Origin of the sequence: Stutzerimonas stutzeri, assembly GCF_051028275.1 — a bacterium.
GTDB lineage: Bacteria > Pseudomonadota > Gammaproteobacteria > Pseudomonadales > Pseudomonadaceae > Stutzerimonas > Stutzerimonas stutzeri_AS.
In genome coordinates, this window is the sequence record NZ_CP069269.1 from 1,561,422 (window position 1) to 1,576,504 (window position 15,083).

A 15,083-nucleotide genomic window follows, 5' to 3' on the forward strand; every position below is an offset into this window, starting at 1 on the left:
CGAAAATAGGCCGGCTTCCCAATTGCTGTCGACAGAGCCGATCAAATACAAACCATGGACAAGCTGTTAACGGCTTCGTAACCTGCGCATTGGTCATGTCGCTTTCCCAGCTCGGCCTATGTTGTTTCTGCCGCGACATTTAATTCGCTCAAGAAGCCATACATGAGAGAGAGCGTTATGCTGCCCGTTAGAGCAGAACATCATCGCGCTTGCGGCGCTTACTAACCAATAGTGAAAAAGTGAAAATCAAAGCATGCAGAACTCACACAGCCGGGGACCTATGTGAAGACAGACCAGGAATTAGTGCAGGCGGGACTTACAACATCGGGCCTGAAACGATACAAGGACGCCGTGCTGGACTTCGAAAAAACCCTACTTGAAAAGGCGACCGTGTTCGCCCAAGCAGATAAAGCAGACGACTCAAATATCGAAGTGACTCACGACCATGTTCGATCTGGCGCGATGGCAATGGCTGCTAGCCTCGGAAAAACGAAGCCATCAGTTTGGTCAGTTCCGGTTCAAATCGGCGAGTATGTTTTTACGGCTCTCGCGGGAGTCGGCGGCGGCTCTTTGAAAGAGCCTTGGGGGACGCCGTTGTTCGTATTGAGTGTAGCAATAGCCGTAATCCTTTTCGTTGTTCGTAGCACGAGGCTGAAGCAGCCATGAAGATTGTTTACACAGAATCAGGGAAAAATGCGCTCGAAAGCTTTAAGGAATACAAGGCGAAGGAGCTTGAGGAGAGCATCAAGCAGAGAAAGTATGTTCTCGGTGATGATCTAGTTGAAATAACCGGAGCAGATATAAAAGAAGCCCAAGACGAAATGGGCCACTACAAACTGTTTGCTCGACGGAGATCTTCGCCCTATAAGTTAATCCTTCAACTCTACTCAGTCATCGGAATCTTGACAGCCTTGGGCGGCTTTTTCTATGAAGATGTTGTTTATATTTTCACTGAGAGGCCACAGCAAGTTGCCTTTATTGTCGCAGGCCTCAGCACTTCGATTGCTGGCGTGGTAATGCTATGGCGCTTGAGGTCCAGAGAACAGGCCGAGCAAGAGCTACTGCGAATCCAGCGCGTTTCTGCTGCTTCAAAAGTAAACATTGAGCAAGCGCACATGCCTGGACCTTCCATGTCCGGAAGTAACCCGTTCTTTATCGAAGAGCCGAAGCGGACTCTGCGAGATGCTGTCGAAACTTCCAGAGCAACCGGAAAGCCCATTTTTCTTGTTATCTATGACGAAAACCACCCGTCAAAGAGTAAGCTCTATTATTCGCTCGGGTATTTCCTGGAGTATCACACGACTAAAAGACTTGTTATGGATCATTTCATATCCGCCTTGGTGCCCCAGAGCGATAAAGACGCAGCTGCACTCGTCCCGCCCGATGATCCGTTGGAAAACTGTCTTTGGGTAGTGCTGAATCAAGACGGGAGCATCATCCGCAGAGAAAGTGTGTATGCGAATCCGGATGAAGGGCTAAAACGGGTTCGGGGCGTCGTGAGAGAACTTGATGGCGCCCAACAGGAGGCCCAAGCTGGCGGGTCAGTGATTTAACCTAAACGTTAGCGGCCCCGTCTGCCGGTCCCTGGCCAGTCATGCCGGTGCCGCTAGTAATGCGGACCGATAGTTGAGGGTGAACTCATTGAGTACGCTCCGCATTCACGCCCTCTCTGGAGGGCGCTTCCTAAGTGGGTTAAGGTCTCCAGTCAGTGTCGTTGGTTCGATTCTGTAGGGAGACCTTAATTTGTCACTGCTTGAAAGGCTCGATGGCTTTGAAAATGCCCGTTTTAGTCATCTGTCTGCGAAGATCGAATCGAGCCAACGCATCAACGACTTCGATGTCCGCCAAACGGCCAAAATCGATATCACTCCACTGACCTCGATCCACGCGAACCGATAAGAGGTAGTCGTCAGCGATGCGTCCAGTGCTCTTGTCAGGCCGCTGGGAATAGCCAGACAGAACTACAGTTGTGGCTTTCGGCAGGGCCGCAAACGTCTCCCCAATTATTCTGAACGCGACAGCGTGTACATGAGCCATGTAGAGCTTCTGGATCGCGGTAGCTGACATCTGCTTAACCGACAGCTTTAGGCCTCGACTGGGTACGCTTGCGGTGACGGACGGCATGTCCTCTACTTCTGGAAGATCCACGTCAAGCAGTACAGACTTACCGTCTTCAAGCAGCTCCATGGATATGGAAGTCTCTCGGGGCCAGCATATGTCCTGCAGGTTCTCCTCGAGCCAGGCCTCCATGTCCGATACTCGGTTGTAGATGCCGTCCTCAATGAGTCGCTTCCGGTCCCCTTGGTGCTTGTTGTGACGTTTTTGGTCGTTTGCCCAAGCATCGAGACGGGTCGTGAAGTCTGCTAGGGCTTCGGCATTCTGCGCCTCCAGACGCAGCATCTTCGTTTTGAATAACCGATGTAGCAGGGTTGGCTTTCGAGGCCGGGGAGGGGCTGGCTTCTGTTCGCTGAAAGGAACCTCAGTAAAGGTCGGGCGCGTATTGCAATCAGGTGTGTCCCGATGAATGCTGCCCAAGGCCTCAATGTTTCTGTTGATCTCGTCGCACTTGCTCTGAATTAACGCAAGGATAGCTTCCTTGTTCTGCTTCTTGGCTGCCTCAACCACGTGCTCCGGCACATCATTGCCATCAGCATCCTGGAATGTCAGCGTGCCGTCGTCATGCACGGCGCATGTCAAGGAGACGAGTGTCGTGGGCCTTCTGTGCCCGGGGGATCTGGCGGGCTTGGATGGGCCGGAAAGTTTCTGACGGTTGGAGAAGCCCATAAAGCTGGTGTTTAGGTGGGCTCCACGTTTGCCAATTCCTACGGTCGCACCGCGCGGGCCTAGCGTCCACCCCACGCCGGATCCGCTCAAGTTCATTCGAATGCCTGGGGCCAACTTGAATGATTTCCTGAACCGCATCGCCATGCCACTTCTCCCTGTTGCATTACTGCCGTGATGAAGCTCAAGACTGATGAAACAAACTGCTTTTGGCAAGAAGACCAAATAGCAGGCGCAGCTGGCTTGAACCAAAGTGTGCCGGTGGTACAAAAGGGGACCAGATTGGTGATACACGATGCCTTGCAGGGCTCTCAAATGGGCTCATACAATGGCGCGGTTAATTCGCAGCTCGTGTAGTCAGCCGAAAACCGATGCAAAGGTGGCGAGCCGGTACAATGGCGCCGCTCGCCGCCAGGCGGGTTTGTCATGGTGGGCCCTGCCGGTCCCCCCGCAACGATCAGCCGTGAACCCGGTCAGGCCCGGAAGGGAGCAGCCGCAGCGGTGACATTGTGTGCCGGGGTGTGGCTGGTAGGGTTCACCTCCATGATGACCTTCAAATCTGTCTTCCTTGACATCGATCTACGCTGGGCCCTTTGAGCGGCTCGGGTGAATCCGAACGTCTTGTGCCTCGTTTTCTCGCTTGCGCGCCTGCCTCCATTGGCACACCGACAGCGCAGCGATAGCCTGCCTAGACCTCCAGCATTACTGTTGTATCTTTCGCAGATACTTCTAACGGCATGTAAACGGCCGATCCAGTAAGGAGCATTCTGTTGTCAGTCAAAGCCAGCTGGGACATTTTTTGCGTCGTGGTCGACAACTACGGAGACATCGGCGTGACTTGGCGGTTGGCGCGGCAGCTGGTGGCTGAGCATCGTCAGGCGGTGCGGCTCTGGGTCGATGACCTGAAGACCTTCGCACAACTCTGTCCGGGTGCTAGCGCCACAGCCGCTCAACAATGGCATGAAGGGGTTGACGTTCGGCATTGGTCGCCTGAATGGCCTGGCGCGGAGCCCGCTGACGTGGTGATCGAGGCATTCGCCTGTCAGCTGCCTGATGCCTATATCAAGGCAATGGCCGCCAGTGCGCGGCGTATCCTCTGGCTGAATCTGGAGTACCTCAGTGCAGAGGATTGGGTGGTGGGCTGTCATGCGTTGCCGTCGATGCAGCCCGATGGTTTGCACAAGTACTTCTTCTTTCCAGGATTTCAGCATGGCACCGGGGGATTGATTCGTGAAGGCGATCTTATGGCGCGTCGAGAGGCGTTCCAGAGCGACCCGGCAATACGCGACGCGTTCCTGGAGAGCCTGGAGCTGAGGCCGCAGCCCAATACGAGATTGCTTTCCCTGTTCGCCTATGAAAATGGTGCCGTCGAAGGGTGGTTGGATGTGCTGGCCGCGGATGAGCGTTCATCATTGCTGATGATCCCTCACGGGCGGGTGCTCGGTGATGTTGCCCGCTGGTTGGGGTTGGATCGGCTCGCGGTCGGAGATCGCCACACCCGTGGTTCGCTGCAAATCGCTGTGTTGCCATTTCTGACGCAGAACCAGTACGACATGTTGCTGTGGTGCTGCGATTTCAATGCGGTGCGGGGGGAGGAGTCTTTTATCCGCGCGCAATGGGCCGGGCGCCCGCTGGTCTGGCATATCTATCCTCAGGAAGAAGACGCCCACTGGGACAAGCTCAATGCCTATCTGGAGCTTTACGTTCGCGACCTTTCCCCGTCGGCTGCCGCTGCCTTGCGAGAATTCTGGAGATCATGGAACGATGGGGTGGGATGCGGCAACACCTGGGTTGGGTTGCTCAAACACGAAGCTGAGCTGAAGTCACACGCTGATCGGTGGACACACAAGCAGGTCGCCAATGGCGATCTGGCCGGAAAGCTGGTGTTTTTTTACACAGATTGGCTATGATACGCGGCCTGTTTTATGTCTCTAATTCCATTCGGATATTCGTATGAAAACCGCACAAGAGTTCCGTGCCGGCCAAGTGGCCGTTATCAACGGCGCACCCTGGATCATCCAGAAAGCTGAGTTCAACAAGTCCGGTCGTAACAGTGCCGTGGTCAAGATGAAGCTGAAGAACCTGCTCAATGGTTCGGCGACCGAAACCGTGTACAAGGCTGATGACAAGTTGGAGCCGGTGATTCTCGAGCGCAAGGAAGTGACCTATTCCTACTTCGCTGACCCGCTGTACGTCTTCATGGACGAGGAATTCAACCAGTACGAGATCGAAAAAGACGATCTCGAAGGCGTCATGACCTTTATCGAAGACGGCATGACCGACGTCTGCGAAGCCACTTTTTACAACGACAAGGTGATTTCGGTCGAGCTACCGAACACCATCGTTCGCGAAATCGCATACACCGAGCCGTCCGTGCGCGGCGATACTTCAGGCAAAGTCATGAAGACTGCTCGTCTGAAGAACGGTGCGGAATTGCAGGTTTCTGCCTTCTGCGAAATCGGCGACTCGATCGAAATCGATACCCGTACCGGCGAGTACAAGTCGCGCATCAAGGCCTGATTCAGCGCTTGCCGACAAGCCTTGCCTCGTGACAGGCGAATCGATAAAGAGACCCCGCTTTGGCGGGGTTTCTTTTTAGGGGGGCGTTGTTAACGCAGTCTTACCTGTTGCAGTCGGGAGGAGGGGCCTGCTCTGGTCCGCCGCTTCCCTGCGTTTAGCTCAGCCCGCCAATGCGAAGCCTTGCTAAACGCACCGGTAGCGGTTGATCGCACTATCAATCAGAAGTGGGTCAAGCGGGTCGCACCTGTTTTAGCGTTTCGGCGATCATGAACGCCATTTCCAACGACTGGTCAGCGTTGAGCCTAGGGTCGCAGTGGGTGTGATAGCGGTCGGATAGGCCGTCCTCTGTTATTGGGCGCGAACCGCCGATGCACTCGGTAACGTTCTGTCCGGTCATCTCGATATGAATTCCGCCTGGATAGCTACCTTCGGCCCGGTGCACATCGAAAAACTGTCGCACCTCTGCGAGCACCCGTGCGAAATCCCGGGTCTTGTAGCCGCTCGATGCCTTCATGGTATTGCCGTGCATCGGGTCAGAGCTCCACAGCACGTGGCGGCCCTCTGCTTGAACGGCCTGGATGAGGCGGGGCAGACCTTCCTGAACCTTATCGGCGCCCATCCGCACGATAAGGTTCAGGCGGCCTGGGTCATTGTCGGGGTTCAGAATGTCGATCAGGCGGATCAGCTCATCGCTGTCCATGCTTGGCCCGACTTTCACCCCGACAGGATTACCGACCCCGCGCAAGAGCTCAACATGAGCCCCGTCGAGCTGCCGGGTGCGGTCACCGATCCAGAGCATATGCGCGGAACAGTCGTACCAGCCGCCGCTCAGACTGTCCTGACGAACAAATGCTTGTTCGTAATTCAGCAGCAATGCCTCGTGCGCCGTGAAAAAGCTGGTCTCGCGCAGTTGCGGCGCGTTGTCCATTCCGCATGCACGCATGAACCTGAGTGCCTCATCAATCCGCGCGCCCAGTTGGTGATATTTCTCGGCCATTTGCGAGTTGGCAATGAAGTCGAGGTTCCACTGATGAACTTTATGCAGGTCGGCAAAGCCCCCCTGGGCAAAGGCGCGCAACAGGTTCAGGCTGGCGGTGGATTGGTGATAGGCCTGCAGCAGGCGCTCCGGGTCCGGCACTCGGCTTTTCTCATCGAAGCCAATGCCGTTGACGATATCGCCTCGGTATGCGGGAAGAGTGACGCCGTCTATGGTTTCGCTATCGGACGAACGTGGTTTGGCGAACTGGCCAGCCATGCGGCCTACCTTAACCACCGGGCATCCGGCGGCGAACGTCATCACGATCGCCATCTGTAGCAGTACCTTGAACGTGTCGCGGATCTTCGGTGCGGAGAATTCAGCGAAGCTTTCCGCACAGTCGCCGCCCTGCAATAAAAAGGCGCGACCCTGAGTCACCTCGGCGAATTGCCGACGCAGTTCGCGTGCTTCACCGGCAAACACTAGCGGCGGCAGGCTTGCCAGCGTGCCCTCAACGCGCTTCAGGTGCTCAGCGTCAGGGTATTGCGGCTGCTGCTGGATGGGTTTGTTTCTCCAGCTGGTGGCGCTCCAGGCGTGGTTCATGAGGTAGTTCCGTCCGCGAAAATATGCCCGGATATTACCTGATGCGTCGACTCACCGCTGATAGCGCTTGCCAATGGGGCTGTTAAGATGGGTTACCGATCTGGAGTAGTGCCATGGACAAGCAGGAAGTTCTGCTCGCCGAAGTGAAGGACGATTTTGGTCTGATCCGCGTGCTGGAAGTGGGGGATTACCGCTTTCTGGAGTTCGGCGCGGCGGTCGAGCAAAGCTGCGTTTTTACACGAGACCCCAGTTGGCTTGAATATGACTACACCCGGGCCATGCTCATGGGTGGCCTGCTGCCCGTCGCGCCCGAAACAGCGCTGTTCCTTGGCCTGGGCGCAGGTACATTGACCCAGGCATGTCTGCAGTTCTTGCCGCTGGAAGACGTAGAAGCCATTGAGCTGCGCCCGGATGTGCCAGAACTGGCGATGCGATATCTCGGCTTGCAGAACGATCCGCGCCTCTATATCCGCGTTGGCGATGCCGTTGAGTTGCTCGAATCGGCTGAAACCGCCGATCTCATCTTCGTCGATCTTTACACCGATACAGGCCCTGCAGCCGCGCACTTGGCATGGCGCTTTCTTGAGCGCTGTCAGCAGAAACTGAATCCGGGCGGTTGGCTAGTGATCAACCAATGGGGCACTGATGAAGACAAGCCGCTCGGTGCGGCACTGCTTCGTGGGCTTTTTCATCGCCATTATTGGGAATGCCCGGTGAAGGAGGGTAACGTCGTGCTGTTCGTTCCGGCGGATCTCGAGCAGGTATTGGATTTCGCGGGACTGCGTGAGCGGGCTGCTACACTGGCGCCGCGCCTGGGGTATTCGCTGGTTCCACTGATCGATGCGCTACGGCCGGCGAGCTAGTTCATCCGTCCACCGCAACAAGCCTCGCCTCAAGGCGCTCACTGATGAAGACGGCGTTCGCCTGTTTGATAGACGAGCTGCACGCTGAATACTCTCCCAGCATCAATGGCCAGTCCGTAGGCGAGGGCATTGCAGAGCCAATGCTTCCATGCCGCAGCCCGTCTAAAACCTAACCCGGCAGACAAATACACCCACAGCTTCACAAATTTCCGGTATAGTACGCGCCGGCTGAAACCCAGCCTGCGTTCAGGTACTGCAACACACGAAGCGCTGCTTCGGCTGCTTTCCGCTTCTCGCGGCTGTCCTAGACGATTCAATATTCATTACGTTTTCGCAAACCCCGCCGACCAGGCTGCCAGGGTGACCTTCGGGTTTTGCATGGCATGCGCAGCTTCGGAACATGGGTCTTTGCGGAGCATCAGGAAAAGACCCATGACCCAAGAAATCGGCGGCTTTGCCGCACTCGGTATTCATCCTTCCGTATTGGCTGCTGTCCTTGCAGTCGGATACGAAGAGCCTTCGGCGATCCAGAGCCAGGCTATTCCAGTAATTCTCAGCGGTCACGATATGATCGGCCAGGCCCAGACCGGTACTGGTAAAACCGCAGCCTTTGCGCTGCCGATCCTCTCGAAGATCGATCCGGCCAAGCGTGAGCCGCAGGCGCTGATTCTTGCGCCGACCCGCGAGCTGGCTCTGCAGGTGGCGACTGCGTTCGAGACCTATTCCAAGCAGATGCCGGGCGTAGGCGTCGTTGCCGTCTACGGTGGCGCTCCGATGGGCCCGCAGCTCAAGGCGATCCGTCAGGGCGCGCAGATCATCGTTGCCACACCTGGCCGTCTGGTCGACCATCTGAGCCGTAACGGCACCCTGCTGTCCACCATCCAGTATCTGGTTCTCGACGAAGCCGACGAAATGCTCAAATTGGGCTTCATGGACGACCTCGAAGTCATCTTCGAGGCCATGCCGGAAGGCCGCCAGAGCGTACTGTTCTCCGCGACACTGCCGCACTCCATCCGTGCGATCGCCGAGAAGCACCTGCGCGAACCACAGCACATCAAGATTGCGGCCAAGACCCAGACCGTAGCGCGCATCGAGCAGGCGCATCTCATGGTTCATGCCGATCAAAAGATTCCTGCCGTGCTGCGTCTGCTTGAAGTGGAAGATTTCGACGCGCTCATCGCGTTCGTGCGCACCAAGCAAGCCACACTGGACCTGGCTGCCGCTCTGGAAGCCAGGGGGTACAAGGCCGCTGCGCTGAATGGCGACATCGCCCAGAACCAGCGCGAGCGTGTCATCGAATCGCTCAAAGATGGTCGCCTTGATATCGTCGTCGCAACGGACGTCGCCGCTCGCGGCCTCGACGTGGCACGCATCACCCACGTGTTCAACGTCGACATGCCGTACGATCCGGAGTCCTACGTTCACCGCATCGGCCGTACCGGCCGGGCTGGTCGTGAGGGCCGAGCGCTGCTGCTGGTGACTCCGCGTGAGCGCCGCATGCTTCAGGTCATCGAGCGCGTCACCAACCAGAAGGTTGCCGAAGCCCGCCTGCCAAATGCCCAGCAAGTACTTGACGCACGGATCAAGAAGCTCACCAACAGCCTGTCTCCACTGGTCGCTGATGCAGAAGCCAGCCATGGCGAGCTCCTCGACAAGCTGGTTGCCGATATCGGTTGCAGCCCGCGTGCCCTGGCCGCTGCGCTGCTGCGCAAGGCCACCAACGGCCAGGCGCTGACCTTGGCTGAAGTTGAAAAAGAGCAGCCGCTGGTGCCTACGAGTTCTCCGCGCGAGCGCTCCGATCGTCCGGAGCGCAGTGGTGACCGTGAGCGTCGCGCTCCGATCCCGCTTGCTGAAGGGCGTGCTCGTTGCCGTTCGCCGCTGGGCGCGCGCGACGGTATTGCCGCCCGCAACCTGCTTGGCGCCATCCTCAACGAAGGCGGCCTGGCACGCGAAGCCATCGGCCGCATTCAGGTCCGCGACAGCTTCAGCCTGGTCGAACTGCCGGAAGAGGGGCTTGAGCGCCTGCTCGGTAAGCTCAAGGACACCCGCGTCGGCGGCAAACAACTCAAGCTGCGCCGCTATCGCGAGGATTGACGTCTAGCTGAAGCCCTACGCTACGGGCCTCGGCGTCGCGCTGACTCAATAAAAAGGTGGACTTCGGTCCGCCTTTTTTTTCGCGTTTGATTTATTGCATGCGTCCATCGTGCGCTTCGCCCGGTCGTTAGGCTCCGCTTGGCTTAAGTGCCACTGTGCACTGAACCCAACACGTTCTCAGGCGTACCGAGCAGCCTTGAACACCTTTGCCTCTTCGATTCCCCTCGCTTCGCTAGACTGTTCAAACTCTGAACAACATGCTACAAACGAGCGCAACCCAATTGATCTAGCCGCTTGAAAACGAAGGGAAAACCATGACCAAGTCGGAGTTGATCGAGCGTATCGTCACCCAGCAAGGGCTGCTTTCGTCGAAGGATGTTGAGTTGGCCATCAAGACCATGCTTGAACAGATGGCCCAGGCATTGGCCACCGGCGACCGCATTGAAATCCGCGGCTTCGGCAGCTTTTCCCTTCATTACCGCGCGCCCCGCGTCGGCCGAAATCCCAAGACCGGCCAGTCCGTCCCGCTCGATGGCAAGTTCGTCCCCCATTTCAAGCCGGGCAAGGAGTTGCGGGACCGGGTGAACGAAGAAGAGTAGTTACGGCACTGCCTTACTCTAGATGGTGTCTCTGGCGTCAAAGTCGTTCGAGCTCATAATCCTGCGGAACTTGTGCTCTTGCTCATGTACTAATCCCGGTTCGCTTTCGATGCAGTGAAGCGCCTTCATGACAAGGATCCGGTGAAGACCGTGCAGCACCATACCTCTACACCCGAAGAGATAGATCTGGTCGAGCTGTTTCGCGCCCTATGGCGACAGAAGCTGCTCATCATCGGCGTGACGTTAGTTGTTACGCTTATCGCAGCGGCATACGCGTTCACAGCTACTCCTTACTACGCGACCCGAACGTACCTACGACCCGTTCCGAACAGTAGTCTCGACCAGCTCAACGAAACGGGCATCTATGAGCTCACGCCTGAAGAAGCAATTAATCGCGTAGCCGGTGGCCTTTCTTCCTATGACCATCGCCTGGACTTCTTTCTGAGCCGCCCTGAGCTTATTGAAAGCATCCCCAACCAGGGCGATTCGCCGGAGCAGACCTTCGCCGATTTCAACGAAAAGGCGTTTGAGATGCTCTATCCCGACCCCAAGCGCACCGATAACCCCACTGCATTCGTCGGGCTCAGGCTCACCTACCCGAAAGGCATGAACGGCGCCTCGGTGGTGAATGAGTTTGTAGCCTATGTGTTGGAGCTGGAGCGGCAGGAAGTAGCCGAAGACATCGAAAGTCTAATCGCTAACCGCCTTGCTGGCCTTGAGGCGAGGATGGATGCGGAGCGGGCGAGCTACGATGCCACCAAGGAAGCGAAGATTGCGTCGCTGCTGGAAGAAAGCGCGCTCAAGAGAGCTCAGCTCAAAGACGAGCTCACCGCGTTACGTGAGGAATTGAAAACGCGCCGAATGAATCGCATCCAGCAATTAAACGAGGCTATTTCAATTGCCGAATCCTTGGGCATTCGCACGCCGACTAGCCCTTCAGCCATGTCGGAGGCGCCACGGGGCGGAGCGCAGGTCATTCGTACAGAGGTGAATAACCAGCAGAACCCGTTGTACTTCATGGGTACCGAGGCACTGACCGCTGAGCGCGATGCGCTTACCAATCGTAAGTCCGATGATTTCATCGAGCCCCGTATCGCTGAGATCCAATCCGAACTAGCGATTCTGGAAAACAACCGCGAGGTTGAGATCCTCCAGGGGAGAGAGGGCGAAGACCTGTACTTGACCAACCTGGCCGAGCTGCGCGAGGAGGCGGCCCGTCTCAAGAGCATCAAGCTCGATACCGAGCGGCTCAGGCTGGTTCGGCTGGATCAGCCAGCACTTGAACCATCGCGACCGATCAAGCCGAAGAGGGCGATGATAGTCGCGCTAGGAATTGTGCTCGGCGGTATGCTCGGGATCTTCATCGCGCTGATACGCAGCTTGATGGCGCGCGGGGCCTGGCAAGAGCGATCTATCTAGCGATAACCTCATCCGAATCGTAATCACGGCAGGTCCGCTCCGACGCGACCTGCCGTTTTTGTTTGAGCCGTTGAAGGTTGCGCTGCAAATCCGGGCATTCTCATCAAGAGCCATTCCACATATGCCGTCACAGATAGGTATATGCCCCAACCTTGCACAACAATACTGCTCGTCACCGGCAAAGGTGGGAGTGGCGATTGCGACAGGGCGTTCCGGTCTCGGTAAGACGAGCGAAAGCGCGCAGGTGCGACATTCAGGCGGATTCCTTTCATTCGCTGCTTGCTTGTTTTTTGTGAAACAAGTGGCAGAATGGGGGCCCGCAAACGTGACGGAAACTTTCTGTTTTTTTTGCGGTCATGCGCCGCATATCGTAGCGCAGTACACGGATGAGATGGATTTCGACGTGAATGCTATAACCTCTCCACAGAATCTAGGCCCAGCTACCGCAAGTGAGATCGATCTGGTTGAGCTGTTCAGTGCGCTATGGAAGCAAAAAGCGCTGATCATCGCGATCACCTTGCTGGTTGGCCTTATCGGGCTGGCATACGCCGTGCTGGCGCCTCGCTATTACAGCGTCCAGAGTGTTCTGCGCCCAGCGGCCATTAAAGATCTGGATGAGCTCAATCACTTGGGCATCTACGAGATGACACCCAAGCAAGCCCTGGCCGAAGTGGCGGCCATGCTGGATTCGTATGACAACCGCCTCAGTTTTTTCCGCAACAATCAGTCGTTGTTCGCAGAGTTGGCCCAGCCCGGCCGCACCCTTGAGCAGACCTTCGAGGACTTTAACGAAGAGGCCTTCATTCGGCTGCAACCTGACGCCAAAAAACTCGGGGAGACAACCCCCTTTGTCGGCATACGGCTAACTTACCCTGAGAACATCAATGGCGTCGATGTGGTCAACGGCTTCATACAGCACTCGTTGGGCGCAGTGCGCCAACAGATCGCCGCCGATCTCGATACTCTCGTCGGCAACCGGCTCAGCCAGCTTGAAAAGAAGATGGCTGCTGCCCGTGCCAACTACGAAGCCAGCAAAGAAGTCGAGATCGCCAAGCTGAGCGAGGCGGATGCATCAAGCGCGCTCAGTTGAGCGATGAGCTCGCCGCCCTGCGTCAGCAATTGAAGACGCGCCGCGACAACCGTATCAATCAGCTCAACGAGGCGATAAGCATCGCCAAATCACTGGGGATCACCAAGCCCACGACACCGTCGTCGCTGGGGGCTGCCGAGGTAACCGCTCAAGGCAGTGTCATCCGTACCGAAGTCAACAACCAGCAGATCCCGCTGTACTTCATGGGCAGCGAAGCACTGGAGGCCGAGCGTGTAGCGCTACAGGCTCGCCGTTCCGACGATTTCACCGAACCGCGCATTGCCCAGATTGCACGTGAGCTAAAGTTGCTGGAGCACAACCGCCAGATCGAGACGTTCAACAGTCGCGAAAACGAAGACCTTTTCCTGAAAGGGCTTGCTGGTTGGCGTGAGGAGGCCACGCGCTTGCGTGCGCTGGACTTTGACGCCGCAGCCCTCAAGCTGGTCTCAATCGATCAACATGCCGTCGCTCCAATACAACCCGTTAAGCCAAAGAAAGCGATGATCGTCGCGCTGGCCTTGGTTCTTGGTGGCATGCTCGGGCTGTTCATTGCTCTGGTGCGAAACCTGCGCCGTCCTGTCACTCAAGCTGACCGCCCATCCGTCGCCTGACCGCGTGCGGCCAGCAACGCTTCAACTCGGACAACCTCCCGCCTCTTTCACGATGTGGGCTCATGGCTAAAAGGTCATGGGTGATTGAAGCAATCGTTAAAGGAATAACCATGCACTATCCGCTGATTGAACATCATGGCGCCGGGGATGGAGCCACAGGCTCCTGCCACCAGCTGCATATGAACGCCGCAACCAGTGTGTTGGTTGATTGCGGCCTGTTCCAGGGCGGTGATGCCTCACTACCCGGTGCGACAGAAACGGATCGGCTGGCCATCGAATTCCCCCTCGATACAATCAAGGTCCTTATCGCTACCCACGTGCATATAGACCAGGTCGGTCGGATCCCATATCTGCTGGCGGCAGGCTTCGAAGGGCCTATTCTGTGCAGCGAGCCTTCGGCAAAACTGCTGCCCATTGTCCTCGAAGATGCCTTCAAGCTCAGCATCAGCCGTGACCAGACCCAGATCAAGCGTTACATTGAGCGCATCGAAAAGCCCCTTGAGCCATTGCCTTATCAGCACTGGTTCACCGTGTTTGACGGCAATGAACTGGTCGCGCGGGTCTGCTTGCAGCCTGCCGGCCACATTCTCCGCTGGGCCTATGTCGAGCTGGCTCTGAACTACCCGGAGCAGAACCAGAGCAAGCGTGTGGTTTTTTCCGGCGATCTTGGGGCGCCCCTACGCCATTGGTGCCGCCGAATTCGCCAGACTGCACCGATAGTCCAGTTCTGGAAGCTCCTATGGTGGCCGCCTACACGAGGACCGCGAGCACCGCCACCAGCGCCTCGATGCCGTCATTGATCAGGCGCTACGGGACCGGGTACCGTACTGATCCCGGCCGCCGGCATAAGCCGTACCCAAGAGGTGCTCTACGAACTCGAAGAGGTCATGCACAACAAACAGGACACCACAGACTCTGTAGGAGCTAGCTTGCTGGCGATCAATTCTCAACCGCGAACCGACCCAACTAATTGGCCCAAACTGTACGTCACTTTCGATTTCCTGCTCGCCGGCCGCTTCACCGAGGCCTATCGCACGCTGAATTCCCTCTGGAACCAGGAGGCTCGTAAACGTGTCGAATCCGGGCGCCGCCCGTTGGCCTTCGAACAGCTCATTACAATAGACAGCCACGGTGATCACCAGCGCATCGTTAACCATCTCGCCCAGACTGCACGCCCAGCCATCACCATCGCCAGTGGCGGCATGTGCAGCGGCGGTCGCAAATTCAACTACGTAAAGGCCATGCTGGAAGATAAGCGTCACGACGTCTTGTTCATTAGTTCCAGGCCCAAGGCTATCCAGACCTACGGGCCGAAGTGCGGCTATGTGAAAATGGACGGTGAACGGATCGACATTCGCGCCGGCATCACCAGCATCGCTGGCGATTACGCTCATGCTGATCAAGAGGGTTGGTTGAGTTTGTGACTTGGATGCAGCAGTGGCCCGGCTGGCAATATGGATGGCTCGTGGCGAGCAAAACACCAACAGATACCAGGTACGAAATTACATGCGATTTAGTGGTGGTAAA

Annotated in this window: 12 protein-coding genes, 1 other RNA gene and 2 pseudogenes; 12 read left to right on the forward strand and 3 right to left on the reverse strand. The window is 56.9% G+C overall.

The annotated features are described in order from the left end of the window. The first annotated feature begins 282 nt into the window (after positions 1-282). Complete coding sequence (locus JQR87_RS07250) at positions 283-666, forward strand: hypothetical protein (RefSeq protein ID WP_407291306.1); 384 nt, start codon at positions 283-285, stop codon at positions 664-666. After that, positions 663-1,553 (forward strand): hypothetical protein, encoded by an 891-nt coding sequence (locus JQR87_RS07255; RefSeq protein WP_407291305.1) that lies wholly within the window; start codon positions 663-665, stop codon positions 1,551-1,553. Before JQR87_RS07250 ends, JQR87_RS07255 begins: the two co-directional genes overlap by 4 nt. 193 nt (positions 1,554-1,746) lie before the next feature. Here JQR87_RS07255 and JQR87_RS07260 read toward each other — a convergent pair whose 3' ends face one another. Together JQR87_RS07260 and JQR87_RS07265 are read right to left on the reverse strand one after the other, a co-directional pair. Further along, positions 1,747-2,685, reverse strand: a complete 939-nt coding sequence (locus tag JQR87_RS07260; protein ID WP_407297898.1) for a hypothetical protein — start codon at positions 2,683-2,685, stop codon at positions 1,747-1,749. A gap of 141 nt (positions 2,686-2,826) precedes the next feature. After that, positions 2,827-2,928 (reverse strand): annotated as a pseudogene (locus JQR87_RS07265) (DUF4236 domain-containing protein); the annotation flags it as partial. Between the two features lie 290 nt (positions 2,929-3,218). Between JQR87_RS07265 and ffs the strand changes: the two are divergent. The 3 genes from ffs (at position 3,219) to efp (ending at position 5,301) form a co-directional block, all read left to right on the forward strand. Then, positions 3,219-3,315: signal recognition particle sRNA small type (ffs, locus tag JQR87_RS07270), an RNA gene on the forward strand. A 236-nt stretch (positions 3,316-3,551) separates the two neighbouring features. Further along, a complete protein-coding gene (earP, locus tag JQR87_RS07275) occupies positions 3,552-4,691 on the forward strand; it encodes an elongation factor P maturation arginine rhamnosyltransferase EarP (protein ID WP_407291304.1) in 1,140 nt (379 codons plus the stop codon). 43 nt (positions 4,692-4,734) lie between these two features. Further along, a complete protein-coding gene (gene efp / locus JQR87_RS07280; RefSeq protein WP_407291302.1) occupies positions 4,735-5,301 on the forward strand; it encodes an elongation factor P in 567 nt (188 codons plus the stop codon). 229 nt (positions 5,302-5,530) lie between these two features. On the opposite strand, the gene JQR87_RS07285 is transcribed toward efp, so the two are convergent. Further along, positions 5,531-6,880: a class II 3-deoxy-7-phosphoheptulonate synthase gene (locus tag JQR87_RS07285; protein WP_407291301.1), complete on the reverse strand. Its 1,350-nt coding sequence runs from the start codon at positions 6,878-6,880 to the stop codon at positions 5,531-5,533. Between the two features lie 113 nt (positions 6,881-6,993). On the opposite strand from JQR87_RS07285, the gene JQR87_RS07290 reads away from it, so the two are divergent. From JQR87_RS07290 to JQR87_RS07320, 7 genes and pseudogenes are all read left to right on the forward strand, one after another. After that, positions 6,994-7,743 (forward strand): spermidine synthase, encoded by a 750-nt coding sequence (locus tag JQR87_RS07290; RefSeq protein ID WP_407291300.1) that lies wholly within the window; start codon positions 6,994-6,996, stop codon positions 7,741-7,743. Positions 7,744-8,175: 432 nt separating this feature from the next. Next, entirely contained in the window at positions 8,176-9,837 is a 1,662-nt protein-coding gene (locus tag JQR87_RS07295; protein WP_407291299.1) for a DEAD/DEAH box helicase, read from the forward strand. 314 nt (positions 9,838-10,151) lie between these two features. Next, a complete protein-coding gene (ihfB, locus tag JQR87_RS07300) occupies positions 10,152-10,436 on the forward strand; it encodes an integration host factor subunit beta (RefSeq protein ID WP_045164450.1) in 285 nt (94 codons plus the stop codon). Positions 10,437-10,586: 150 nt separating this feature from the next. Beyond that, complete coding sequence (locus tag JQR87_RS07305; protein ID WP_407291298.1) at positions 10,587-11,855, forward strand: LPS O-antigen chain length determinant protein WzzB; 1,269 nt, start codon at positions 10,587-10,589, stop codon at positions 11,853-11,855. 403 nt (positions 11,856-12,258) lie between these two features. Beyond that, positions 12,259-13,556: pseudogene (locus JQR87_RS07310) on the forward strand (Wzz/FepE/Etk N-terminal domain-containing protein). Positions 13,557-13,666: 110 nt separating this feature from the next. Continuing rightward, a complete protein-coding gene (locus tag JQR87_RS07315) occupies positions 13,667-14,356 on the forward strand; it encodes an MBL fold metallo-hydrolase (RefSeq protein WP_407291297.1) in 690 nt (229 codons plus the stop codon). 87 nt (positions 14,357-14,443) lie between these two features. After that, positions 14,444-14,980: a hypothetical protein gene (locus JQR87_RS07320; protein WP_407291296.1), complete on the forward strand. Its 537-nt coding sequence runs from the start codon at positions 14,444-14,446 to the stop codon at positions 14,978-14,980. Positions 14,981-15,083 lie beyond the last annotated feature (103 nt).